The organism is Paenibacillus chartarius (assembly GCF_042432825.1).
GTDB lineage: Bacteria > Bacillota > Bacilli > Paenibacillales > NBRC-103111 > Gordoniibacillus > Gordoniibacillus chartarius.
On the sequence record NZ_JBHLWN010000137.1, the window covers coordinates 1 to 1551 of the forward strand.

At 51.1% G+C, this 1551-nt stretch carries 1 protein-coding gene; it reads right to left on the reverse strand.

The features are described from left to right. Nucleotides 1–14 precede the first annotated feature (14 nt). Nucleotides 15–1544, reverse strand: coding sequence for an IS1182 family transposase (locus tag ACFFK0_RS30645; protein ID WP_377475263.1), 1530 nt, complete (start codon nucleotides 1542–1544; stop codon nucleotides 15–17). Between the last annotated feature and the right edge of the window lie 7 nt (nucleotides 1545–1551).

The following is a 1551-nucleotide window of genomic DNA, read 5'->3' on the forward strand; positions in this document are numbered from 1 at the left end:
AATAAAGTAAGGAGCTAAGCGGCCTGTTCTCGCTTAGCTTCTTGGTTTTTGGCGTCCACCGAAGCCTTCTTGATCAGATTATGGGCAAGGGAAAGCCACCCGACCTCTAGACTTACTTTCGGTAAGCCTCGAAGCAGGAACCGTTTGAAGCCTCGGTTGTTCTTCATATCACCAAACACGGGCTCTGGCTCGATCATGCGCCGGACGGCCAGGGCATAACCTTCTTCGCTACGGAGTTTTTCACCGGCTTTGTTCTTTAGCCTCAAATACTTCAGGCTGACCCTGACTTCGCGATTGCCCTGGGCTTTTGTACATTGCGGCTTCAGCGGACAACCTTCACAACTGGCGCTTCGGTAGTGATGGTACTCGATTTTGTATCCACTTTCCGTTTTCTCCTTGCTCAATCTGTGGAAATGAAGCGTTCGCCCCGCCGCGCATGTCCACGTATCTTGCTCGCTGTTATAGGTCCAATTGTCAATCTTGCTAATGTCCTTTTGCCATGCCTTGCTTTTTTCACGGTGATACGTGCTGTATTTGACAATAGCTTCGATTTCGTTTTGCTCCAAATAGTCATAGTTCTCTTCGCCGCCATAGCCCGCATCGGCGATGACGGTGCCTGGCAGCTTGCCTAACTGTGATTTTACTTTTTCGAGATGAGGAATGAGGCAGCGTGTATCCGTCGGCCGCTGGTGCACACTGTAGCCCACTATGAATTGATTTTCGGTGCCGATCTGCACATTGTAACCCGGCTTGAGCTGGCCGTTTCGCATGTGATCTTCTTTCATTCGCATAAAGGTGGCGTCGTGATCCGTTTTGCTGTAGCTGTTTCTCGTGCCTAAAATCGCTTCTTGAGTCTCGTACTTTTGAAGGCGAGGAAGCAGGTCCTTGCGGAGTGCGCGCACCGCTTTCTTTAGCGGCTTGTCTTTGGGCTTCTCCTGCAGGCGCTCTTCCAATTGCTTGACGGCATTCTCTAATTTTTCACTGGTGATGGCAGCGGATTCGCCCAACTCAAGAAGGTCCTTACCGCCATGCGCTCTATCTTCTTGCTTTTCGGCTTCCTCAATGGTGGCGAACAAGGTCTGCACTTTCTCCTGAAGCTTGGCTTTCTGCTTCACGACGGCCTTACCCCAAACAAATGTATATCGATTGGCATTGGCCTCGATCTTGGTACCGTCCACAAAGTAATGCTCCAGCTGCACATAGTTCTCCTCAGCCAAGAATTGAAGAACTGCGGTAAACACGGTCTCCAGTACGCTTTTCATACGCTCCGAGCGAAACCGGTTGATGGTGCGAAAGTCCGGTCGTTGTCTGCCGGCGATCCACATGAACATGATGTTTTCGCGGACGGCCTTGGCGATCTGACGAGAGGAGTAGATGCGCTGTGTGTAGGCGTAAATGATGATTTTGGTGAGCATCTTGGGGTGATAGCTGTCTCGTCCGCCTCCGGGGTAAGCCGCGTTGAAGATGGCGTCGTCGAGACGATTAACGGCAGTGTTGACGACACGAACGAGATGATTAGCAGGAATGTCCTCCTCTAAATCCATTGGCAAG

Coding starts and splice junctions, on each gene's coding strand:
- ACFFK0_RS30645 (WP_377475263.1), bottom strand. CDS start 1,544: ATGGATTTAGAGGAGGACATTCCTGCTAATCATCTCGTTCGTGTCGTC.